The organism is Pseudomonas sp. P20, assembly GCF_016463925.1.
Taxonomy (GTDB): domain Bacteria; phylum Pseudomonadota; class Gammaproteobacteria; order Pseudomonadales; family Pseudomonadaceae; genus Pseudomonas; species Pseudomonas aeruginosa.
The window spans coordinates 1-22,865 of the sequence record NZ_JAEMVM010000017.1; the positions used below are offsets into that span (position 1 = coordinate 1).

Sequence of the window (22,865 nt, forward strand, 5' to 3'; positions counted from 1 at the left end):
CCAAGGGCAAGGAGTACCTCTTTCGTGTGGTTCCCCCGAGTCTCTACCTGGCCCTGGCCATGACCGAAAACGAAGAAAAGAACCAGCGCTACAGCATCATGCAAGCCACCGGCTGCGACGAGCTCGAGGCGGCCTTGCAGGTCGCAGCGGATCTCGACCAGGCGCGCGGCCTGCCACCCTTCCCCATTATTTTCCCAGACCAACCGGCAGTGGAGTGCCAGGACGAATGAGAGCTCTGAATTCGCTGACCCAGAACCTGATCGATAACCTGACCCAGATCCTGCAGAACCCCGAAGAAGATGCCCTGCAGACGCTCAGGATATGCGCTCCTGTACTGATCGAGGAGCTGCAGCAGATTCAACTGAGGGCGGTCGATCGCCGGGACATAGTCCCGCAGATAAAGCAGCTCCTGGATGAATGGCTGCAACAGCATCCACAGCCTGATACGGCCCAACAGGCGCTCATCGAGGCCGTGGACCGTGCGGAAATCCTACAGCGGAGGCAAGCGTGAGACTGTTGAAGGGCGGCTGGGCAGCAAAACGATTTCAAGGTCCCACCCTGCCCTGGGCGGGGCTGCTGCTGGTCTTGCTGGCTGTCTCCGCCGTAGGGGGAGAGCCTACTAGGCAGCCATAGCCCGGCCTGTTTGTTACTGGTGGAAGTTTGTCTCAGCCTCAGCAGGCGGGACATACCCAATTAAGCTAAGCAAGTGCTGGTGGTTCTGCTGTGCCAATGACCTGCCCCATCATGCTATTCGCCCTCACGCTCGCTGACAGAGCAATTCTGCCGACTTCTCGGGGAGGCAGCTACTTTTTCAACAGAATCAGCCAATTTCTGTTCATTATGATTGGTAGAAATGGTCCAGACTCTGGTATCAGCAACAGGCTGGAAACGACCCGATGAATCATTCGGGCTGACTAAGAATCACCACTACTTGCAGCAAGCATCCCACACTTTAAGCCTCCTAAACTGTCAGACTGCAGATTAAATCCATTGAACGACAAGCTACCGCCTGCTCAGATACGTGGGAAATTTAACACTAAGCAATTTCACAACGCGCCTACAACAAAAAGAGGTCTTTATTTATGGGAAAATTTGCCCATGCCCTGGCTTTGACCTTCCCCCTAATAGGGCTCGTATCCACAGCCGGCGCCGCCGAGGAGATAACCCAAGACAAGACCAGCTTCGTGCTACACAAGATTTCCGAGCATATTTACGCCATTGGGGAGCCGAACTACTATCAGAAAAACTATTCCTACCTGCTAGTGGGCTCTGACAGAGCTCTGATGTTTGATGCCGGCGCCAACCAAAAGGACGACATCACTAAACTGGTGCGGACGGTGACGAACCAACCGTTATCGGTTCTACCCTCACACTTGCACTTCGATCACCTAGGCGGCTTGCACAACTTCGACAGCATTTACCTGCCGGATCTACCCTTCGTTCGCAAATTCCAACAGAAAGACGGACTGTACCACGTGCCGGAGCCTGTCCATCTCGGTAACATTGATCAATTTACCCTGCCGCCCTTTAAGGTTTCCCGCTTGGTCAAGCTAGGTGAGAAAATCGACCTAGGCGACTACAAGGTGAAGCTTTTGAGTACTCCGGGGCATACACAGGATGAAGTGGCGCTGTATGACGAGACCAACAACATCCTGCTGTCCGGCGATCATCTCTACCCATCCTGGCTACTGGTCGGAAATTTGAGCGACTACATTGACTCCCTCTCCTCAACCCTGAAACTGATCAACAAAGAGACTCGCATCTATGGCGCCCACGCGGACGAGGCCTCCGACGGGATACCGATCATGACCTACGAAGATGTACTAGAGATCCGCAATAAGATGATGCAAATCCAAGCCAACAGGGTCCAGGGGGAAGCATTCACAACCACCGCCCTGATCAAGGGCTCGAAGCTCTACAAGGTCGTAAAGGACATCAGCATCCTCACAAATATCCAATTCACCGATGGGCGCCGCTACGGCTATTGAGCCCGTCTGACGACGGCCGGTAGGCCCCAGGCTCCGGCCACATCATTACCAGTTGGTTGTCGACATCAACCAGTCGATAAAGGCCAGGGCCTCGGGACTTTTTCGTTTGTCCTCGCTGCATACACAGTAGTAGTTATGCACAGCCGGAACTGAGAATGACAGGGGCTGCACCAGTCGCCCCTCATCGAGGTCACGGGCCGATACCAGCCCGTCACTGAGCGCAACACCGAAACCATCTCTTGCAGCCTGCAGCACCATACCGAAGTCTTCAAAGTAGACGTCCGAAGTTCCTGCTCCGGAGTAACCCGCCTCGGCGAGCCAATGCTGCCACTGGGCGCCATTGTCCTCATGCAGCAGTCGATGCCGTGAGAGGTGCTCGACACCGCGAATGGCCTGATGGCCACGAAGGAACTGCGGGCTGCAGACGGGGGTCATGTGGATACCGTGCAACAGCCGCCACCAGAAACCCGGCCAGGGTGGCGTACCGTAGACCACCGCCACATCAGCCTTACGCCAATCCACCTGGCTGAACTTGGTGGCCTTGATTACATTCAGTTTGATTGAGCGGCTCTCCTCCATGAAGCTGAACAGCGGCCTGGCAAGCCAAGCTACTCCTTCAATAGGCGGGATGGAGAGCGTCAGCTCGATTTGCTCAGACGCCTGCTTCGCGCTGTTTTGCACTACCTGCACAGCTTCGTTGATCTCGTCAAGCGCCCCGGATACTCGCTGCCGCAATGTGTGCCCGATGTCGGTGAGTACCAGTTGCCGACCACGTTTCTCAAAAAGCGCCACGCCCAAGCCGTCCTGCAGCGCCTTGACTTGCTGGCTCACGGCTCCAATGGTGACATGCAGTTCAACCGCTGCGGCAGACATATTGCCCAAGCGGGCGACAGACTCGAAAACTTTGATGCTGTAAAGTGGAGGCAGAGCCATCGTATCCCTATAGTTTGCAAACGACGTGTGAGATCAAACGCCTATGATTGGTCAAGTCGAGTATGACTGGGTCCTAACATCGCACTATTTTGGCATATGGCATTAAGCCGGACGATCAGCAAGAATCCCTCCCGAATAAACTATCCTCCCTCCCGCCGAGTGTTTCCTACTGCATCGATGTTTGCCAGGGATGGACGCTCGACCTCTGCCCGCACACGGGCCTTAGCTTTCTCGATCCTGCGGATCGCCTTGTACAAGGTAATGCGCTTGCCGTATTTCTGGTAAGTGCTGCAGCGGGCCGCGACCAGCTCATCTGGCTGTTCTTCACGCTTCTCGCCCCCGGTATAAACCGTATCAGCGCACCTCCCCCCTCCACGCCATGTAACAACTTGTCGACCTGGGTGACATTCCCGACACTCGCCGCCGTGACCACCAAACTGTGTACCAAGCCGGAACCCTAATCGACGCCAATGTGCGCTTTCGCTCCAAAGTAGTACTGGTTGCCTTTCTTGGTCTGGTGTATTTCCGGGTCACGCTTGCCGTCTTTGTTCTTGGTCGACCGGGGGCATGATTCAACGTCGCGATCAACGAAAGTACCTTGCCGTAGCGACAGGCCCCAGTCGCCCAGATAGCCATTGATCACCGCCAGAACCCCTGCCGTCAACTCATGTTTCTCCAGCAAGTGCCGGAAGTTGAAGGTGATGGTTTCGTCGGGGAGGTGTTCCAGACTCAGCCCGGCGAACTACCGCAGGATGGCCGTCTCATAGAGTGCTTCCTCCATTGCCGAATCGCTGTAGCCGAACGAGTTTTGTAACAGGTGCACGCACGGATAGGCCGGACGGCCACATTCACCCTTCGGATTATACGGTTCGATTAGAGCGGTCAATCCCTGTCACGGCACCATCTGACCTATCTCGATCAGGAACAATTCCTTGCAGGTCTGGCCGGCCTGAATGAAGTGCCAGCCTTGGCGTTAGCACGAAGGGGAAGGCTTAGCCCCTCTGTACCATTTATGAGTTACTCTTATGCAAAAAACCATCTTTATTTTAAAAAAATAAGAACATATTATTAATCGAGTAAAATACTTACCCGACAATAAAAGTCAAAAACCAGAAACCCAGGCAAATGTTACTCATTCACAGCCCAAAGTCCCTTACTCAATTAGTCTAAGAAGCACAAAACTAGCTATACCTGCGCCACCAAGCCTTGAGCCATAAAGGCTCTTTTGTAAAGGAAGCCAAATTGTTATGAAAAACTCTCTCGAGCCACTGTTTTCTCCTGCTAAGGTAGGCGCACTCACGCTAAGGAACCACATGGTAATGTCACCACTGACACGCAGCCGCGCTGGCAAGGGAGACACAGCGACTGCGTTGATCGCCGAGTACTATCGGCAGCGTGCCACAGCCGGCCTTATTATCACCGAATCTTCGCAAATCTCAGCCCAAGCCAAAGGCTATCCACGCACGCCGGGAATATTCAACAATGATCAAGTCGAAGGCTGGAAGCTGGTCACCGACGCCGTCCATGCTGAAGGTGGCCAGATATTCCTACAAATCTGGCATACTGGTCGTCTGTCACATCGAACCGTGCAACCTAGTGGCGCCTTACCGGTAGCTCCGTCAGCGATTAAAGCCGAAGGGGACATCTTCACACCTGAAGGCCTCAAAGCGTTGGAAACTCCGCGAGCGCTAGACATTCTGGAAATCCCAGGCATCGTCGAAGACTTCCGCAGGGCCGCCGCAAATGCCAAACTGGCTGGATTCGATGGAGTAGAAATCCACGCGGCCAATGGATACCTTATTGATCAGTTTCTGCGTGATGGCACTAATATTCGTACGGACTCCTATGGTGGCTCGCTAGAAAATCGTGCTCGTCTTCTCAAGGAAGTAGTCGAGGCGGTAATCCCCATCTTCGGCGCCGACCGTACCGGCGTCCGACTCTCACCAATATTCGACGGTTTTTCTATGAGGGATAGCGACCCTAGAGGGACATTTGGTTATGTCGCAGACTTGCTCTCGAGATATGGACTAGCCTACCTGCATGTTTTGCAGTACGGCGCGGGCGAGTTTGACTTCGTTGAGCTCAAACAACGCTTTGGAGGAACCTACATCGCCAATGGGGGTTACAGTGCCGAGCGCGCAGCACAGGCAATTAGATCAGGTAATGCCGATCTAGTATCGTTCGGCACGGCGTTCCTCGCCAACCCCGACCTAGTTAAACGATTCAAACATGGCGCACGGTTGAACGAGGCAGATAAAGCAACCTTCTACCAGGGCGAAGGGCGAGGTTACATCGACTATCCGTACCTAGAGGAACTCAAGTCAAAGAGCTGATAATTGCGAGCAGGAGGTACTATCTATGGTAGATTACAAAATAGATGTGAATCACCCTGTAGTGGTCAACTGGACTTGCTCCTATCAAACCGGACACCAACACCCCGTTAAGTTGATGCCTACGCCAAACGCCTGAATTCCCGAGGCGAGCGGTATTTCAGTGCGCTGTGCGGATGTTCCTCGTTGTAATGCTCGAAGGCGGTGGCCAGGTTGCGCAGGGCCGTCGCCCGATCAGGCTTGGGCATGTGGCGGATGTAGTCGCGCTTCGTGGTCTTCACGAAGCTCTCCGCCATCCCCTCTGCGGGCTGCATACTGGTGTTGCCAGGGGCAGCAGGTCGATCTGTCGGGCAAAGGCTCGGGTCTGCTCGGCGGTATAGGCCGAGCCGTTATCGCTCAGCCATTGCACCGGCGACGCAGGCAGTTCGCTACCGAAGCGTTGCTCGACGGCTTCCAACATCACATCGCGGACGTCGTCGCCACAGTAGCCGTTTGGGCTGGCCACCCAACTGATGGCCTCGCGGTCGCAGCAGTCCAGGGCGAAGGTCATGCGCAGTTTTTCACCGTCCTCGCAGCGGAACTCGAAGCCATCCGAACACCTGCGGGTGTTACTCGTGTCCACCGCGACACGACCTTCGTGACGCCGCGCCACACCTGGCTGTTTGCGCCAGCGTTCCAGCAACAGATCATGGCCTCGCATGACGCGATACACCCGCTTCACGTTGACCGGTGGCTGGGCCTGCTGCTCATGCTGCCGACGCAACAGGCCCCAGACCCGCCGGTAGCCATAGCTGGGCAACGCGCCGACGGCCTGCTTGATCTGCTCGACCAGGGCGACATCGTTGAGCACCCGGCGGCGACGCGGCCGCAGCCCTGGAGCGGGTTGTTTGAGTCGAGCCGTCAATTGCGAGCGCGCCACACCGAGACTCTCACTGACCACTATCACTGGTCGTCCCCCAGCAACAAGGGGGAGTGCGCAATCCATTTTCGCGAGCGGGCGATCTCCACCGCTTCCTTGAGGATCTCGGCCTCCATGGTTTTCTTGCCCAGCATCCGTTGCAGTTCGCGGATCTGCTTGGGGGCATCGGCCAACTCGGAAGCGGACACCACCGCTTCACCGGCACTGACTGCCGAGAGGCTGCCGTCCTGGTAGAGTTTGCGCCAGTGGAACAATTGGTTGGGATTGATGCCGTTGCACCGGGCCACCACCTAGACGCTTTGCCCGGGCTCCAGGCTCTCGCGCACCATGGCCAGTTTCTCCTCGACGCTCCAGCGGCGACGCCGCTCCTGGCCGAGCACTTCGATGCTTTTGTCTTTTCATAAACACAGTCGTTTGCCTATCCCTTATGGTAAGGGGGAAATGGTGTCCTGTGTTTCAAGGGGCTCGTTCAATCCACCCAGTACGCCAGCCGCCTGTTTCGGCAACAACTCTGGCGCTACCGGATGCAGCAGAGCATGAGCCGCTGAGGGAACTGCCGAGACAATTCGCCGATGGAGCGCCTGTTCCGCAGTCTGAAGTCGGAATGGATTCCGGCGACCGGCTACCTGACGGCGCAGGAGGCCCAGCGGGACATTAGTCATTACTTGATATATCGCTACAACTGGATCAGGCCACATCAATTCAACGCCGGCACCTGCGGTGGACGAAGAAAAACTCAACCCACTGTGCGGGATGGGTTGACCATTACAGTAACGCCTTGCCATACAGGTCTCCAGCCAATCATGGCGGCGATTCTACCCGTCGGCTTTTCGTACAGAACCTAGATTCGGGAAGACCTTTCAGATATCCACTAAAAACTAACTTTGCCCTGATCTAAGCCCATCACACAAAAAATCTATAAAGCTTGATATCTTAATTGGACTCAATCTGTTTTCGGTTAATGCATATACAGATAGTGACTTACCTCTCCACTCGGGCAAAACCCTCACCAGCGCACCATCAGAGACTTCTCTCCTGACCACTCCGGGCGATATCATCGCAACCCCCTCCCCCATAAGAGCTAAAGTTTTTAGCATTCCTATGCTATTCATAAGAAAGCGCCCCTTCAGCTCAACTTCCACCTCTTCATTTTCGCTCAACAAAGCCCAATACTTTCTTTCCTGTGGCGTATTCATTATCAAGCACTTATGAGAGCAAAGATCACTAGGAAACCTAGGATATCCATGAACCCTCAGATATTCAGGAGAGGCATATAAGTAACGAGGAATATCAATCAGATGTCTAGCTATCAAGCTGGAGTTCTGTTGCTCACCAAGCCTTATCGCTACATCCAGAGGCTCTCTTGCCAGATCAACCTGGCGGGGGGTAAGATCAAATTCAAAAGAAATATCTGGATACGCTTCTGAATACTTAATAATCAGTGGAATTATATACGCCATTGAGAAATCTACAGGCATTGAAACTCTAAGCAAGCCAGAAGGTATAGACACCATATCACTTAAACTTTGGTTTGCAATACGAGCCTCATCTATTATAGGCTTACATCGTTGATAGTAAATATTACCAAGCTCCGTAACCTCCAAGCTCCTAGTGGTTCTCCTAACTAGCCTGACTCCTATCTCTTTCTCTAGAACAGACAATCTTCTCGACAATGTAGAAACAGGTATCTTTAGTTTTTCAGCCGCTTTTCGAAGGCTATTCTGCCGAACGACCTCCACGAAAAGCTCCATATCATCAAGCCTCAACATGCTAGCCACCCAGTTTTTTGTTGTAGTTCAAGCATAAAAGTATAGAATTTTTCCAAAAAATGTATTATACATATAAAAAACACGCCCCTATAAGAGAAAAACCATGGACCAATTACATCGGAAGACGCTAACAGGCTGGGCTTTAACCCGAATCGAAGATAATGTATTGAACCTCGCACTATACGCCATGGTGCCCGGTACAAATCAGCGTATAACTGTAGCCAATCTACAACTTACCAGCTTACAAGCAAGGGCATTAGCAAAGCTTTTACTGAACACTATAGATCAAAGCTCTATGAACAACATCCCCCTCTAGAAAGGCAAGCCCTCCATATAAAAACAGTATCTCTCTATTTAAAAGTCCGCTGAAGCACTGAAATCAGCATAACAGCTAAGGAGACCCAGAAAACCAACCAGTAGTATTCAATCCCCGCCAGTAGAATAGCTTGTCGACTTAACTCTTGACTCTGTTGCAGCATCGCCATGGTAACAGCCTGTTTACTACCATGCGTAAGAGAAATATATTTTGACAACTCATCTATACCTCTACTATATGCAGGATCACTGGCAATCATATTAATATTCAAGTTCCCATACTGAACCGTCTGTCGCCACTGCATGAATATAGTTGCCCCCGCAGTCCCTACCGCTTGCACAATCTGCCCCAACATATTTTTCAGCTGATAGGCATGTGCAAATAGTTGTTCATCCCCCCCGAACTCCCTAAAAGTTTGCATCGCCGTAGTTCCCATCCCAGCACTAATAAAAAAACCACTCAACACTAACGCTGGCACGATATGAGTCCACACATCAACTACTGGCGAAAAAGAGCAAAAGAGCCATGCATATATTGCAAGAGAGCCGAAAGAAAATACCCAATATTTTATAGGCGAAGGATATTTCGGCAAGAATAAACGCATGACAGGCATCCAAACTATCAGCGTACATAGAAAAGCTAAAGCTTGAAACTCACCTATAGACTCCCAATAATACCCCAACCCCTCAGCCAAGTACTGAGGCTGCACATAGTTATTCATACCAATCAATAGATAACATACACAGAACAGCCCAACTCCAGCCAGATATCGTTTAGTAGTAAAATCCTTTAAGCGGAGTAACGGCCTCGTACGTTGACGTTCAACATAGAATATCGCCCCTCCCCCTCCCATCGCCAGGACAGCAAAAAATATTAATATAGCTCTATCACTATAGAACTCATAGTAAGAGCGCTGTAGAAGATAGAGGGTAAAAAACGAAAACAAACCCAAAAGAAAAACGAATGAAAGACTACTACTAGTCCAGCTATCTCTAGGAATAGACACTTTCGGTGCATAGATGATAGTCAACAAAGCTACCGCACTTGCCAAAAAGAGTAAAACCCAGAACATAGCTTGCCAGTGCCCTGCACTGACTGTCAGTGCAGCCACCCAGCCCCCTCCCATGGTGCCAAGCAGAACACCCGTCGCAAAGAAGCAAATCCCATTAAAACGCAATTGGCTAGGTAGTGTATTTGCAAGGAGGCGCCCGATAGTCATAAATGCCCCCCCTCCCAAGGCCATAATAATACGTCCAATTGAAAAGCTCACTTTCCCATCACTGAAGCTACAAATCAACGCACCAAGTAGATACAAAGCAATTGAAGAAAGTACATAGTTCCTCCACCCAATACGCTCAATAAACCACCTAACTTTTGAAATAGAAATAACTGCGAAGCAAGCATATAAAACAGCAATAAAGCTATATTCTTCCGGACTTGCCTGAATCTCTCCACGAATAGGAGTCGAGGCAAAACCCAGCATACTAGATTCTAAAAACTGTATTGTTGCCAGCAGCAATACAGCAACATATAAAGAAGCATAACTAGTAGCCAATTCAAGCCTCTCAGGTCAAAACTTAGACGCAGATATCACACTCCCTTCATTGGCGCGAATTATCTCTTCCACCTCCTCATTAGCATCATTTAACTCATTATCAAACACTTGCGTATGGTAGGAAGACTCCAAAGCAACATCCGTTCTAATAACCTTCCCACTAGCATTGCTAGTGTCTACGACCACATGCATGGATAATCCCACACGCAAAGGACTTCTTGCTACTTCACTTGGGTCTAAAGATACTTTGACCGGAACCCGCTGTGTAACCTTAATCCAGTTTCCCGTTGCATTCTGTGCAGGGAATAGAGAGAACGCACTACCAGTACCGGCATCAAGCCCAACAATCTCTCCGTGATACACAACATCATCCCCATATATATCGGCGGTTAGTTTAACCGGTTGTCCAATTCGAATATCTTTTAGTTGAGACTCTTTAAAGTTGGCTGTCACCCACAAGTCATTTAGTGGAACAACTGACATTAGTGCAACCCCGGCTCCAATATGTTGCCCGACCTGAACACTACGTTTAGTTACTGTCCCATCAACAGGCGCGAGAATAATAGTTCGTTTCTTCGAGATGTAAGCCTCTCGCAAGCTGGCTGCAGCAGCGACTACATCAGGGTGTGAACGTATCACTGTATTATCTACCTGAGCCAAACGCTGAGAAAGAAGTTGTTTAGTTGAGTCCTGAGCAGCAAGAGCATTCTTAAGTGCATTCTCAGCATGGCTGATTTCCTCACGAGAGAAAGCACCAATCGATGCGATTTTCATGCGCCTAGCTAAGTCAGCTTTAGCTTTTAAGACATCAGTTCGTACTCGTGCAAGATTCGCCTTAGCTTCAGAAACTTGCAAGTATTGTGAACGTACAGATCTTGCAGCTTTCGCAAGTGCTGCACGAGCCTTTTCATAAATAATTTCCTGATCAACAGGATTTAATACTACAAGTGATGAACCTGCCTTAACATAATCAGTGTCATCAGCATGTATTGCAACTACCGTTCCGTCAATTTGCGCCGTCACCTGTACAACATTTCCATTCACCTGTGCATCTTCAGTCCTTTCCACATTTAACTCGTAATAATACCAAAATACAGCTAACGCAACCAAAACAGCAACTACAGTTATTGAAAACAACCAAATACCTTTGCCGCCATCCTGGACAGGAGATACACCACTTTCCAATTGCGAGGAAATAGAGCTGGTAGAATTTTTATTGTCCATTACTCTGCTCTAAGAGACTGGAGAAAATACAGATCAACCTAACAAAAGACCAGATTGCTATAAAGGAAAAAATACAAAGCCACCATTTGAGAATCTTTTCATATATAACGACTTTTCAACCGTATCAAATTAGAAAACTTATCAGCTAGAACCTATTTTATATAGTTACTATTTTTAAATTAAGGAGTATGAAGCAAAGCCCAGCAATATTGGTTACTGGGCCTTTGCATATAGTTAAGAGGCCATTAAGGCATTCTGAAGAATCTGCGCAAGCTGCCCTCCCTCTGGGGTAGCCCAGCTTCCTGCAAGCTCTGCAATAAGCTGATTAGTTCCAGTAAGAGTTACTCCATTTTTCTCCATTCGACGTAGAGCCATATCATCAGCAAACTTAGTTGGAGATGCGCCAGCATCAGCAACAACTTGTACTGAATACCCCTCAAGTACAAGGCTGAGTGCTGGGTAAACCGTGCAGACATCATTGGTAACACCAGCAATAATTATATTCTTACGGCCAAAACTCCGTACCGCCGAGGCAAAGTTCTCGTCATCCATGGAGTTAACTATACCCAGACGCTTTACACGAGCGGCAAACTCTTTTGGCAATATTTCCTGTAACTCTGGAAGAAGCGGCCCCTGAGCATGCTCCTCCATACTAGAGGTCAGAACAGTAGGCATTCTGAGGATAGCCGCTGCCTTAGCCAGCATTAATGCATTACGTTTGAGCTCTTCAAACGGTAGAGACTTTGCCCACCCCATAGTACCAATCTGGTGGTCAATCAAAAGCATGACAGAGTTTTCTGCAGTAAATCTTTTAAAAGACATCACATTTCTCCTCGCGCAAGTTAGAAGGCATACTACAACGTTTCAGATACCACTCACCTTCAACAACAAATCCTTTGAAAACCACTTCTTACTTAGCATGAATCGGTTCACCAACAAATACTACAACCCCCGCACGTCCATTATTCGACTTCAACTCTACAGTATACGACTCCATACTCCTCGACAAGAAAGCAACTTTAACGTCACAACCACCATATAACTCACCACCAATTTCAACCTCACCAAAGACCGGAATAACAAACGCTATTTTTCCTGCTTCAACTGGGATGGCAAGATAGCTATTTTCACCCAAAGTTATGTCAAGCAACGTTACATCGGTAGGTGGATCTAGAGGAGACTTAACACCGTGAAAACTACCTATAGGTATTCGCACTTCAGATCCCGGAAGTCGAATTACAGGAACCTTTTCAGGTTCAAGAGTCAACGGATAAGGCTCGACATCTTTCTGACGAGCATCTAAGTCAACAAAAATCTGTAAGGAATGTACTGTTTTATTCGACTCAGAAGGAATCTCCTCATGAACTATCCCTTTACCAGCAGTAGTCCAATGTACCCCACCCGGTCTAATTATATTGTCTGTTCCGATAGAGTCTCTATTATGGACCCCTGTCTCGGAGTCAAGAAAGAGATATGATACAGCAGAAAAGCCAGCATGAGTGTGAGGTGCAAAAGTAGGGGCACTCATCCAAGCATGGTCTACCCCAAGAAAGGGATCCAGCAAGCCTTGTGAACTACGCAACATATAAGCATGAAAGCCATCACCATGCTCTATACGCCGAACAGAAAGTGCAATAGGTGCGACCATTATAGTAAACCTCACCAAGAAAGCTGATTACAGATGGATTATGAACGTATCTGCGCACCCTATCTATGTTAGACAATAGTCCCGCCAACTTGAAGCGCTCACAAATAGCACTGGCTAAATCATTAACCATTTTTAATACAGAGATAAAGATGCGATTATGAGTTACAGTTTTCCATTTTTGGACCAATCAAGATAAGCTGCATAGTCTCAGGATTTCGTCGGGCAGATAGAAAACCGTAGTTTACTGGGTTCCGACCGTCCGCCAGCACGCCTCCTGCTGCTTATCCAGCAGGAGCGTTTTGCTTCAACCAGGCCACCACACATCAGCCAAAGGCATCACGACTATTGACTTCCCCGGCGGAGACGTGCAGAAAGTAGTCACGCTCTATGCAATAGAGGCTTGAATAACCTTTCTTATAACTGCATCACTCTCCATCTTGGAATAGAACCGGGCCACATTAGGATACTCTCGCCATGTTTTTGGCAGCCGCTCAGTCCATCGAGTCATGACATACGCATATGCATCAATTACAGATCTTCGCCCTAGGTAAAGATGCCCTTCTTTACCGACAAGCTGGTCGAGATAAGCCAGTACCCGATCTATTCTTAAATATGCCGCATGTACGACATCCTCAAGGGCTTCAGGAGACTTACCATCCGTAAATCGCTGAGGTGTGAAGAAAGGCCAGAAAGATGGATGAAAATCACTAGACAAGAAAGACATTAACTCATTGAACCTTGAGCGATATTCTATTGTGTCACCGGGACCAATTGAAGCTGAAGGGTATCGCTCAGATATAAAATTCAATATAGCACTTGCCTGCGTCAGGACATGACCCTCTCCAGTATCCAACGCAGGAACCAACATAAGGGGATTTATCTGCTGAAACTCTCTGGAGGTGTAATCAACATTTATCACGCTATATTCGTCACCGGCCCATTCCAGTGCAATCCAGCACGCAACCGCGCAGGTTCCAGGCGCATAGAACAGCTTCATTTAGACCTCTCTTCTCTACTCGACTTTAGGGCTAGCATATGAAAAATGACACCAAGTCTATTCAACACAGTGCCACAGTTAACGGGGTACGTCTGCGTTATACCATTTCTGGCTCCGGAGAGCCATTAGTACTACTCCACGGCTGGCCACAAAGCATGAGAGAGTGGCGCCATATAACTCCCTCGCTTGCGTCTCGGTTTACAGTCATTGCTCCTGACATGCGAGGATTTGGTGAATCAGATAAGCCGAGCACTGGATATGATAAGAGAACGGTTGCCCAAGACATTTACGAGCTAGTACATCAACTGGGCTTTAAGAAAATTCATCTCGTCGGGCACGATATCGGCCTAATGGTTGCATACGAATATGCCGTCTCGCACCCAGACGAGGTAAAGAAACTAGTAGTTATGGAGGCAGCGATACCAGGTCTAGGACTGGAAGCTTTGCAAGACACTGCTCGCTTCCCACATCTTTGGCACTTTGGATTTTTCATCGCACCAGGAGTCGCAGAGTCGCTCGTTACAGGAAATGAAGAGATGTTCTTAAGATATTTCATCCAACATCTTGCTTATGATGCCTCAGCGGTTACAGACGAGGATATAAAACACTACTCCAATAACATGAAGTCACCTGGTGGATTAAGAGGAGGGTTTGAGCACTATCGCGCATTCAATGTCGATGCAATCAACAACAAGAAAAACTCATTAACAAAACTGCAAATGCCGGTGCTAGGCATTGGAGGCTCACACGGAATGGGTAGTCATGTGGGGGAACTCATGAAACCTTTAGCTAAAAACGTGCAAACCGCCGTTATTGAACGTAGTGGACACTGGATTCCAGAAGAGCAACCAGAACAACTAGCAAGCTTACTTTTAAACTTCCTAAATAGTAATTAATTCTATTTTTTATAGATCAAGCAAGAGCGCCACTCTTTAAAAGCCGTTGCTGCGAGCGGGGGCGTGCGGCAGCAACGGTGCAAGACAGCTTGCAAACCCAATTCTAGTTATGCTATATACTGTTGTTTCCCTGACTTTCTTCCGATTGCTTTTCCAAACACTCCTTATATTTTATAGCTTCGCTCTCACTCTGGTAGACTCCAACAAGTACATCTCCCTGATACACCTCCCAAAGATCAGCACCCACACCTTTGAACTCCCGACTCATTCTTTCTTGGTCGTGCTGCCTTACGAAAACTTTCATATAACTCACCTCTAACATTTAGCCTTCTCGCAGAAGCCATCCGGGCAAACCACTATCTAACTTTGACATTAAGTGCATCAGCAACACCCATCCCATACTCCAAGTCAACCTTAGAAAATAGAGATAATTGTCGGAGCTTAATCTGTTCTGGTACGTTACGGATGTCTTCGGCAATGTTGTTGAACAAGCGCAGCTTCTGTTCGTCGGTGAACAGACGGAACAGTGCCGCCGGCTGGCTGTAGTAGTCGTCGTCCACTCGATGGTTCCAGTGGTCCGCCGCGCCCTCCAAGCTCAGCGGCGGCTCGGAGAAGTCAGGTTGCTCCTGCCACTGGTTGAAGCTGTTCGGCTCGTAGGTGACACGTAATAGAGCGTTATTACCATCCACTCGCATACCTCCATCGCGGTGATAGACCTGGTGCGGGCAACGTGCCGCATTCACCGGGATCTGGTGGTGGTTGACGCCCAGACGATAGCGATGGGCATCGCCGTAGGAGAACAGGCGCCCCTGGAGCATCTTGTCCGGAGAGAAACCGATACCAGGCACTACGTTGGCCGGGCTGAAGGCAGCCTGCTCGACCTCGGCGAAGTAGTTGTCCGGGTTGCGGTTCAACTCGAAGAAGCCCACCTCGATCAACGGATAGTCGCCGTGCGGCCAGACCTTAGTCAGGTCGAACGGGTTGTAGCGGTAGGTCGCCGCATCCTTCTCCGGCATGATCTGCACGTACAGCTTCCAGCGCGGGAAATCGCCTTTCTCGATGCTCTCGTACAGGTCACGCTGCGAGCTTTCGCGATCCTCGGCGATCACTTCGGCGGCTTCGGCGTTGGTCAGGTTCTCGATACCTTGCTGGGTCTTGAAGTGAAACTTGACCCAGAAACGTTCATTGCTGGCGTTGATGAAACTGAAGGTGTGGCTGCCGAACCCGTGGATGTGCCGGTAGCTCTTCGGCAGGCCCCGGTCGCTGAAGTCGATGGTCAACTGATGCAGCGACTCCGGCAGGTGGGAGAAGAAGTCCCACTTGAAGGTGGCGTTGCGCAGGTTGGTGCGCGGATCACGCTTGACCACGTGGTTGAGGTCAGGGAATTTGAGGGGATCGCGCAGGTAGAACACCGGGGTATTGTTGCCGACCAGATCCCAGTTGCCTTCCTCGGTATAGAAGCGCATGGAGAAACCACGGATATCGCGCTCGGCATCCGCCGCGCCGCGCTCGCCGGCGACGGTGGAGAAACGCAGGAACATGTCGGTCTTCTTGCCGACTTGGGAGAAGATCTTCGCCCGGGTGTAGGGGGTGATGTCATGGGTGACGGTGAAGGTGCCGTAGGCCGCGGAGCCTTTCGCATGCATGCGTCGCTCGGGGATCACTTCGCGATCGAAGTGGGCGAGCTTCTCGAGGAACCACACGTCCTGCAGCAACATCGGGCCACGCGGACCGGCGGTCTGCACGTTCTGGTTATCGGCCACGGGAATTCCAGCAGCAGTAGTCAAACGTACTCCTGTTGACATCTTTATCACCTATTTAAGATTGGACGTTACAACTGAAACTATAGCTGAGTAGGTACCAGCAGATTAACACTAAAAATGGTAATCTAAATTCCAAAAACACCAAAATAAAAACGCAAAAAGTTAAGAAAACATCCTATCAAGCAACCTAGTCACAATACATTCAAGAAGACCGGGGCCATCTGCACAAGAAAAACGCAAATAGTCAAAATCTGAAAGTTTCTCTCGGCAGTCATCACGGCATGGCATCGAAACCTATTTAAATTTTAAACTCAAAAAATCGTAAGCAATAATTGGTCTGCCATTCCTCTGTTTGCGGCTCGGGAAAATACACTGCCTACGAGGTGATGATTTCTTGCTGCTTCATCGCAAGCGATTCTGTCTCCTGTCTGTACCTTCCTCGAACCGGTACAGACCCATGCCTCTTCATCACTCTCCCCCTGGCTGGCGGCCACAAACGATGGTCGTTGGCTTACTACTGGTACTGCTGAGCGGCGCGAGCCAGGCCGAAACCTGGGTCATCACCGACAAGGCTCATCCGGTCACGGCCACCGGATCATCGCGAGTCCTGCTCCTGGATGCCCAGCAACACCTTGAGGAGCAGCTGACTGACGCTCTGCCCAAGGATCCTCAACAAGCTCAGGCAGCATTTCAGCAGTTGCTACAAAGCACCGATGGGCGCCGCCTGCAGGCAGAGCTGCTCAAGGCACAACAAGACGTCGCCGATGCGTGGAGTCTCGGTGTCGAGAAGATCCCTGCCGTAGTAGTCGACAGGCAGTACGTGGTCTACGGCGAGCCGGATGTACCGCGCGCGCTTGAGCTGATCGCCAAGGCCAGGAGGTCGCGCTGATGACCAGCCACAACCTCCGCCGCCTGGCAGCGGCGACCGCCACCTTCAGCCTCTCGTTCACGGCCTCGGCCGCGATCAACAACGCCGCCATCGTCTCCTCCACCCTTTCCCCTCAGTGCCTCGAATACAAGGTCGTCGGGATCTGCTACTGGCTGCTCTGCGGCCCGCATGGCTGCAAGGTGAAGACGTCGGTCAAGGTCCGCCACTACGTGCCTGACGCAGTCGTCTCCAGCTATGCGAATACCGGGAGCAACCCCTGGACCGAGGTGTCGGCGTTGGGCGCACCGAATCCACTCGCCCAGGCCGGCAATGACGCGACCACCAACTACAAGGCCGAGAACAGCATCGGCCGCTTCAAGGAAGCGGATGTAATCGGCCATCCTGGCGGGGCCACGTTCAGCCGGTTCGCCAGCGCCTCTGGGTACGTTTGCCCTGGCGCCACCTTCCCGCTGGTGCCGTACTTCCTCAGCACACTGGACGCCATTGGCTGGCGGCATGGAATTCCCGAGCAGGTGTACCCCGAGGCGTTGGTCCCAGGACTGCGCGAGGTGGGTGGAATCTTCTCCGGCGACATGTGGGGGAACCTCTATCCGCGCAGCGGATTCCTGCACCAGACCGACGACTACAAGACTGCGGCCGTCATCGCCCAGCGCGCCGGCGACATCACCACGCGAATCGGCCAACTCCACGTCTACCTTCCCATGCGCGCAGCCCCCAAGGACGGCTACTGGCCGGCGGGCGAGCTGAAAGAGGGCGATGCCTCGACTGGGAAATGGCAGGAGCTGACCCCGTCCCTGAGCCTCAACTGCGCGGTGTTTCCCAACTCAGGGCCGAAGACGCAAGCCGTCGACGGCGATTACGCCTGGGCGCTCTGGCGTCCCTACTCCTGCTGCCAGCGCAAGGGGCAGATCTTCCTCGGCAGTACCGACTTCCAATAAGGATACGGAGACGAATCATGCGAATGAACATCACCTCGGTCGCGCTGACGTGGCTGCTCGCAGCGCAACTTGCCCAGGCCGACGACCCGATCAACGTGTCCAAGACCGGCACGGTGCTCAGCGACGAGGTCCTCTACAGCATTGGCGGCGGCAGTGCGGTGAGCATGGGCACCGCCGGCCAGATGGACTCGATCGGCGTCGGCTTCGGCTGGAACAACGACATGATGTGCGGAAACATGAACCTGAGCACCACCCTGGAGAACCAGCTCAACGGTGCCACACAGGGTTTCCAGAACATCATGGGCTCAGTCATCCAGAACGCGACCGGCGCGGTCATGTCGCTGCCGGCGTTAATCATCCAGCGCGCGAACCCTCAGCTCTACAACCTGATCACCAATGGCATTCTGCAGGCGCGGATCGACTACGACCGCTCGAAAGGGACTTGCAGAGCGATCGCCGAGAAGATGGCTGACATCGCTGGCGAGCAGACCGGCTGGGGGAAAATCGCCGAAGGCCAGGCCCTGGGCGCCACGCTGGCCTCTGGCGGGAAAGACGCCGTATCTGCCCTCGAAGCGGTGGAGAAGAAGGGCGGCAACGATGGCGTAACCTGGGTCGGTGGAGACAAGGCCGGCGGCTCCGGCCAGAAGCCCATTCGCATCGTCAACGACGTGACCCGGGCGGGCTACAACCTGTTGACCAGCCGCTCAGTGAATGACTCGTCGAGCGTGCCTTCCGCCACATGCAACAACGGCCTGGTCTGCAACACCTGGTCCTCCCCCCAGGAAGCCGCCGCGTTCGCCACCCGGGTTCTGGGCGAACAACAGCAACAGACCTGTGAAGGCTGCCAGAAGACGGTGACGGCTGCAGGCGTCGGCCTGACCCCGCTGATCCAAGAGACCTACGACAAGAAGCTCCAGTCGCTGCAGGAGCTGCTGTCGAAAAGTAAGCCACTGACCGCCGAGAACCTGGCTGCGGCCGGCACCGATGCCTTGCCGATTACCCGCGGCGTCATCGAGGCGCTGCGCGACGAGCGTGACCAGGACGTCCTGGCGCGCCGCCTGGCGTCCGATGTATCCCTGATGGACGTGCTCAGCAAGGCCCTGTTGTTGCAGCGCCTGATGTTCGCCGGCGCCAAGGAGCCCAACGTCGCCGCCAACGGCCTGGCCACCCAAGCCGTCGATCAGCAGACCAGCCTCCTGCAGCAGGAGATCTCGAACCTCAAGACCGAACTGGAACTCCGTCGCGAGTTGGCCAGCAATTCGCCCATGCGGGTCATCGAGCGCGGGCAACAGCGCGCCTCAGGGTCCAGTGGCGTGTTCGAGTCGGCGCCCGATGCTGATCGCCTCGATCGCCTGCAGGCCCCCTCTGCCGCCGGCGGCAAGTCGGGAGGCAGGCTGTGATGACAGAGCCCCTCTCCACCAGAAAGCTCCTCGGCCAACTGCTGGTCGGAGTGCTGATGGTCATCGGCCTGGCAGTGCTCGGTACGCTGCTCAGCCTCTTCGCCCTGAACCACTTCGGTGGCATCCAGGGCCTGGAGGCCTGGCGGCAAAGCAACTACTGGAGCTTGTTCGCCTGGCGAGCGCTGCTGTACTGCGCCCTGGCCATCGCCTGGTTCCGGCTCAAGCAGCGCAAGGAACTGAGCGCGCATGAGCGGCAGCGCATTCGGCGGATCGAGATCCTGGTGCTGTTGCTGATCCTGCTCATCGAATTCAGCAAAGCTTACTTCCGCACGGGAGGCACAGCATGACCTTCATGACCAATGACTACCTGGAGTATTACCTCACCCTCCTCGGTTGGATCATCAACAACGGGATCTGGAACATGATCTCGGATACAGGGCTGTTCGCGGTGCCCTTCGTGGCCATTGTGATGCGTGAGTGGCTGAAAGTTCGCGGGGAAGGCGCCGACGAGGGCAACAAAGGCGTGCTGTCTCTGGCCCGCATCGAGACGCATATCTACGTCGGCTACATCGTGGTCGCCCTGGCGGGGATCCCAGTCGTCAACGTGAGCTTCGACACCATCGAGTTCGACCAGGCCCGCGCCCAGCAGTGCCAGTACAACCTGCCAGCGCCGGCAGACACCGGCTGGTCGACCTCCTTCAGCAGCCTGGCCGGCAAGAGTGCGCAGATGCCGCTCTGGTGGGCGATGATGCACGCCCTGTCCAAGGGCTTTACCGCCGGCGCGGTCGCGGCCATTCCGTGCGGCACGGATCTCCGGCAGATGCGAATGGAGGTGGACAACACGCGCGTGAACAACCCGCTGCTGGCACAGGAAATCGCCGACTTCTCCAAGGACTGCTATGGCCCTTCCCGCGCACGGCTGTTCATGCGGCAACCCGATCTGGGCTCCGTCGCCGAGGACAACAAGGCGCTGCAGGACCTGAACTGGATCGGCTCCCGATTCCTGTTGAACACCCCGGGGTACTACGACACCGACTACTCCAAGACTCCACGGCAATCGTGGCCCTACAACGCCACCCGCGACGCTGGTCTGCCCCAGGTGGGCGGTGGTGGTGGCTACCCCACCTGCAAGCAGTGGTGGGCTGACTCAGCGATCGGCTTGCGTGATCGGATCAAGGGCCAGGTGGATCCGGACCTGATGACCAGCTTCCTTAAGTGGGCGAAATGGCTGGACCAGGACGAGGTGACCGAGGCAGTCATCCGCCAGGTGATTTCACCGTCCAGCCAGGTCAAAGGCAACGTCTACACCGATTACGGCGGGCAGGTGGGCGGAACCGTCTGGAATGGACTGGCTCGTGCCGGAGGCACCCTCGGAGTGGCAATGGGTAGCCTGGCTTACTTCCCGGCGATGGATATGGTCCGCCAGGCGCTGCCGATGGTGATGTCGTTCCTCAAGATGGCCATGGTCATCTGCATTCCGATGGTCCTGGTCATCGGCACCTATCAACTGAAGGTTGCCATGACGATGACGGTCGTCTTCTTTGCGATGATGTTCGTCGACTTCTGGTTGCAGTTAGCCAGATACATCGACAGCACGATCCTTGATGCCTTCTATGGTTCGGGGTCACCGCATCTTTCGTTCGACCCAGTCATGGGGCTCAATACGGCGACTCAAGATGCAATATTGAACTTCGTGATGGGGGCGATGTTCTTGATACTACCTGCGCTCTGGATCACCGCCATCGGATGGGCAGGGGTTCATGCTAGCGGTATCGTAGACGGTCTCACGAAGGGAACTGATGGTGTTCAGAAGGCGGGTAGTAGGGGTGGGCAAATAGCGGAGCAAAGTGTCAAATCACTCAATAGTTAGGTGATATTCCCAGTAGTTGCCCGATGCTGAAACTCCTGCTTAGGGCAACTATCTATCAAGACCATCTACTCTGTTTCCCCAAGCATCTAGTGGGCACCCAAAGACATCACGTCCATATGGAGCCTCACGTGCTTCAGATTCCTCAGCCGACTCAGCAACAATTGAGAAATCGCCCTTCACTAAAGCCCACCCGACCAGCCCCATACACAGCAACGACATGAAGGCGCTGGCCAGCCAGGTAAAGTTCTGAGCAAAGACAACGAAAAGCACCACCAAGAGACTAACTCGTTTGACCCAGCGCACGACAGGCCGACGATCATGCAGGCAGAAGCGCACAAGCGAGCCCAGAGCATGACCGACCCGGGCGGCAAAACCTTTGTTGGCGTGTGCGTTCATGATCAATCTCCTGGATCCAAAAGGAAGGCATCCTACTATCACCTATACGACGAAATGAGTGAATTGGCAAGCCCTGTGGCATATTATGCCACTAGCTATCTGTGGACTGGAGCACCCCATGGCAACTCGAAACGTCGTCCTTCCTGATCCGATGGAGCAGGACATCAACGAACTGGTGGAGACCGGCCGCTATCAAAACCGCAGCGAGGTCATCCGGGCAGGCCTACGCCTGTTGCTGCAGCAGGAAGCCCAGAACAGCGCCAAGCTCGAAGCCCTCCGCAACGCAACATCCAGTGGGTTGATGCAACTAGAGCGCGGCGAGTACGACGAGATCACCAGCGACGACCTGGCCCAATACCTCGACGAGCTCAGCAACCAGGCGAGCCACTGAAGCATGGCCAAGTACCGCATCTCCCATGATGCTCAAGCGGACATCGTCGATATCCTGCGCTTCACCCACAACCGCTTCGGCGATGCCGCGCGCCGACGTTACCAGGCACTCATTGGCGCAGCTCTGGAAGCAGTTGCGACAGACCCACAACAGATAGGCAGCATCAGCCGTGAAGAACTGGGAGCTGGGCTGCGCAGTATCCACCTCGTTTACTGCCGCTCGATGCCCAACGTCGGTAAGGTTGTTCGGCCCAGGCACTTCGTCTTCTACCGGGTTGCGACTGACCAAGTGCTCGAGGTGGTTCGCGTGCTTCACGACTCCATGGATCTGGATCAACACCTGCCCCAACGATGAGCGACCGCAGCAGGAGCAAATGGCCCAAAGGGGAAATGGGCTTGAAAGGTGAAGGGAATGGTTCACAAGGGTAAAAGCCCTACCCGAAAGGGCCTGCCGGAAGGCAGAAATGGCTTAGATCGAGCACGCTGATATAGCCTTCAACTGTAGTGGTCTACTGATCCCGGACACCGATTTAGGCGAAAATCCTCGCCGTGAGAGAGGTGTCTGATGAGCAAGCAACGACGTACGTTTTCCGCCGAGTTCAAACGAGAGGCCGCGGCCCTAGTGTTGGACCAAGGCTACAGCC

The 22,865-nt window shown here is 52.8% G+C and carries 21 protein-coding genes and 4 pseudogenes; 14 read left to right on the forward strand and 11 right to left on the reverse strand.

Annotated elements, in window-relative coordinates:
- From JHD77_RS22140 to JHD77_RS22150, 4 genes and pseudogenes are all read left to right on the forward strand, one after another.
- Positions 1-230, forward strand: a 230-nt coding sequence (locus JHD77_RS22140) for a hypothetical protein (protein ID WP_021264369.1), incomplete at its 5' end; no start/stop codon positions are given.
- Positions 227-511, forward strand: coding sequence for a hypothetical protein (locus JHD77_RS22145; RefSeq protein WP_003086159.1), 285 nt, complete (start codon positions 227-229; stop codon positions 509-511). The genes JHD77_RS22140 and JHD77_RS22145, both read left to right, overlap by 4 nt.
- Positions 508-615: pseudogene (locus tag JHD77_RS32895) on the forward strand (DsbA family protein); the annotation flags it as partial. The gene JHD77_RS22145 and the pseudogene JHD77_RS32895, both read left to right, overlap by 4 nt.
- 467 nt (positions 616-1,082) lie before the next feature.
- Positions 1,083-1,988 carry an MBL fold metallo-hydrolase gene (locus JHD77_RS22150; RefSeq protein ID WP_023132220.1) on the forward strand — a complete coding sequence of 302 codons (906 nt, stop codon included), beginning with the start codon at positions 1,083-1,085 and terminating at the stop codon, positions 1,986-1,988.
- Between the two features lie 45 nt (positions 1,989-2,033).
- On the opposite strand, the gene JHD77_RS22155 is transcribed toward JHD77_RS22150, so the two are convergent.
- Together JHD77_RS22155 and JHD77_RS22160 are read right to left on the reverse strand one after the other, a co-directional pair.
- Positions 2,034-2,921 (reverse strand): LysR substrate-binding domain-containing protein, encoded by an 888-nt coding sequence (locus JHD77_RS22155; protein WP_023123882.1) that lies wholly within the window; start codon positions 2,919-2,921, stop codon positions 2,034-2,036.
- A 191-nt stretch (positions 2,922-3,112) separates the two neighbouring features.
- Positions 3,113-3,876: pseudogene (locus JHD77_RS22160) on the reverse strand (IS5 family transposase); the annotation flags it as partial.
- Positions 3,877-4,168: 292 nt separating this feature from the next.
- On the opposite strand from JHD77_RS22160, the gene JHD77_RS22165 reads away from it, so the two are divergent.
- Positions 4,169-5,254: an alkene reductase gene (locus JHD77_RS22165; protein ID WP_057391219.1), complete on the forward strand. Its 1,086-nt coding sequence runs from the start codon at positions 4,169-4,171 to the stop codon at positions 5,252-5,254.
- 119 nt (positions 5,255-5,373) lie between these two features.
- On the opposite strand, the pseudogene JHD77_RS22170 reads toward JHD77_RS22165, so the two are convergent.
- A pseudogene (locus tag JHD77_RS22170) lies at positions 5,374-6,556 on the reverse strand (IS3 family transposase).
- Positions 6,557-6,640: 84 nt separating this feature from the next.
- Here JHD77_RS22170 and JHD77_RS22175 point away from each other — a divergent pair.
- Positions 6,641-6,934, forward strand: a pseudogene (locus JHD77_RS22175) (integrase core domain-containing protein); the annotation flags it as partial.
- A 114-nt stretch (positions 6,935-7,048) separates the two neighbouring features.
- On the opposite strand, the gene JHD77_RS22180 reads toward JHD77_RS22175, so the two are convergent.
- From JHD77_RS22180 to JHD77_RS22205, 6 genes are all read right to left on the reverse strand, one after another.
- A complete protein-coding gene (locus JHD77_RS22180; protein ID WP_191519284.1) occupies positions 7,049-7,939 on the reverse strand; it encodes a LysR family transcriptional regulator in 891 nt (296 codons plus the stop codon).
- Between the two features lie 350 nt (positions 7,940-8,289).
- A complete protein-coding gene (locus JHD77_RS22185; protein ID WP_031637850.1) occupies positions 8,290-9,810 on the reverse strand; it encodes an MFS transporter in 1,521 nt (506 codons plus the stop codon).
- A 15-nt stretch (positions 9,811-9,825) separates the two neighbouring features.
- A complete protein-coding gene (locus tag JHD77_RS22190) occupies positions 9,826-11,034 on the reverse strand; it encodes an HlyD family efflux transporter periplasmic adaptor subunit (RefSeq protein WP_023123889.1) in 1,209 nt (402 codons plus the stop codon).
- Positions 11,035-11,268: 234 nt separating this feature from the next.
- Positions 11,269-11,856: an isochorismatase family protein gene (locus JHD77_RS22195; RefSeq protein WP_049874762.1), complete on the reverse strand. Its 588-nt coding sequence runs from the start codon at positions 11,854-11,856 to the stop codon at positions 11,269-11,271.
- Positions 11,857-11,944: 88 nt separating this feature from the next.
- A complete protein-coding gene (locus JHD77_RS22200) occupies positions 11,945-12,682 on the reverse strand; it encodes a pirin family protein (protein ID WP_023123890.1) in 738 nt (245 codons plus the stop codon).
- Between the two features lie 385 nt (positions 12,683-13,067).
- On the reverse strand, positions 13,068-13,679 hold the full coding sequence (locus tag JHD77_RS22205) for a glutathione S-transferase family protein (protein WP_023123891.1): 612 nt from the start codon (positions 13,677-13,679) through the stop codon (positions 13,068-13,070).
- Between the two features lie 38 nt (positions 13,680-13,717).
- On the opposite strand from JHD77_RS22205, the gene JHD77_RS22210 reads away from it, so the two are divergent.
- Positions 13,718-14,575, forward strand: coding sequence for an alpha/beta fold hydrolase (locus JHD77_RS22210; RefSeq protein WP_023123892.1), 858 nt, complete (start codon positions 13,718-13,720; stop codon positions 14,573-14,575).
- A gap of 356 nt (positions 14,576-14,931) precedes the next feature.
- Here the strand turns inward: JHD77_RS22210 and katA are convergent, their stop codons facing one another.
- Positions 14,932-16,380, reverse strand: coding sequence for a catalase KatA (gene katA, locus JHD77_RS22215; RefSeq protein WP_031637852.1), 1,449 nt, complete (start codon positions 16,378-16,380; stop codon positions 14,932-14,934).
- A gap of 415 nt (positions 16,381-16,795) precedes the next feature.
- Between katA and JHD77_RS22220 the strand changes: the two genes are divergently transcribed.
- The 5 genes from JHD77_RS22220 to JHD77_RS22240 are packed head-to-tail and all read left to right on the forward strand — an operon-like array spanning position 16,796 to position 21,435.
- Positions 16,796-17,227 carry a TIGR03757 family integrating conjugative element protein gene (locus JHD77_RS22220; RefSeq protein ID WP_079276319.1) on the forward strand — a complete coding sequence of 144 codons (432 nt, stop codon included), beginning with the start codon at positions 16,796-16,798 and terminating at the stop codon, positions 17,225-17,227.
- Positions 17,227-18,165: a TIGR03756 family integrating conjugative element protein gene (locus tag JHD77_RS22225; RefSeq protein ID WP_023132227.1), complete on the forward strand. Its 939-nt coding sequence runs from the start codon at positions 17,227-17,229 to the stop codon at positions 18,163-18,165. Before JHD77_RS22220 ends, JHD77_RS22225 begins: the two co-directional genes overlap by 1 nt.
- A gap of 17 nt (positions 18,166-18,182) precedes the next feature.
- On the forward strand, positions 18,183-19,565 hold the full coding sequence (locus JHD77_RS22230) for an integrating conjugative element protein (protein ID WP_023132228.1): 1,383 nt from the start codon (positions 18,183-18,185) through the stop codon (positions 19,563-19,565).
- Positions 19,565-19,912 (forward strand): hypothetical protein, encoded by a 348-nt coding sequence (locus JHD77_RS22235; protein WP_023132229.1) that lies wholly within the window; start codon positions 19,565-19,567, stop codon positions 19,910-19,912. Before JHD77_RS22230 ends, JHD77_RS22235 begins: the two co-directional genes overlap by 1 nt.
- On the forward strand, positions 19,909-21,435 hold the full coding sequence (locus JHD77_RS22240; protein ID WP_023132230.1) for a conjugal transfer protein TraG N-terminal domain-containing protein: 1,527 nt from the start codon (positions 19,909-19,911) through the stop codon (positions 21,433-21,435). Before JHD77_RS22235 ends, JHD77_RS22240 begins: the two co-directional genes overlap by 4 nt.
- A 48-nt stretch (positions 21,436-21,483) precedes the next feature.
- Here JHD77_RS22240 and JHD77_RS22245 read toward each other — a convergent pair whose 3' ends face one another.
- On the reverse strand, positions 21,484-21,831 hold the full coding sequence (locus JHD77_RS22245; protein ID WP_078452267.1) for a hypothetical protein: 348 nt from the start codon (positions 21,829-21,831) through the stop codon (positions 21,484-21,486).
- A gap of 118 nt (positions 21,832-21,949) precedes the next feature.
- Here JHD77_RS22245 and JHD77_RS22250 point away from each other — a divergent pair, with 118 nt between their 5' ends.
- Complete coding sequence (locus tag JHD77_RS22250) at positions 21,950-22,222, forward strand: type II toxin-antitoxin system ParD family antitoxin (protein ID WP_023123900.1); 273 nt, start codon at positions 21,950-21,952, stop codon at positions 22,220-22,222.
- Between the two features lie 3 nt (positions 22,223-22,225).
- Positions 22,226-22,576: a type II toxin-antitoxin system RelE/ParE family toxin gene (locus JHD77_RS22255; RefSeq protein ID WP_019726883.1), complete on the forward strand. Its 351-nt coding sequence runs from the start codon at positions 22,226-22,228 to the stop codon at positions 22,574-22,576.
- Positions 22,577-22,865: the final 289 nt, after the last annotated feature.